This window comes from Bacillus pretiosus (assembly GCF_051294775.1).
Taxonomy (GTDB): Bacteria; Bacillota; Bacilli; order Bacillales; family Bacillaceae_G; genus Bacillus_A; species Bacillus_A wiedmannii.
Map to the genome: position 1 here is coordinate 1 of NZ_JBPPHF010000111.1, position 319 is coordinate 319.

Sequence of the window (319 nt, forward strand, 5' to 3'; positions counted from 1 at the left end):
CTGTTACGATATACACTTCATAATCATCTGATAGCATCTCCATTAATGTTAATTTCACATCAGATGCAACGAATGCGTCATTTACTTGGCAAAAGATTAAATGTTGACGTAATTCTAATTGTCCTCTTTCAAATGATGTGGCGTCAATTAATTGGAATCCTTCACTCGGATCAATCTTTAGACTCGCAAACATAGGATCAAGGAAACTTTGTCCACCTTCAATGCGCACTTCAACATTCGCTACTTCACCTTTATCCAACAGTAGCTGAACCGTACTTTCCGCTACAAGCGGATGCCCTGGCACGGCATAGATGATTTC

General features: G+C 39.8%; 1 pseudogene. It reads right to left on the minus strand.

The window, feature by feature from the left end:
• Positions 1 to 319: pseudogene (locus tag ACSG5Z_RS30075) on the minus strand (bifunctional methyltransferase/pyrophosphohydrolase YabN); the annotation flags it as partial.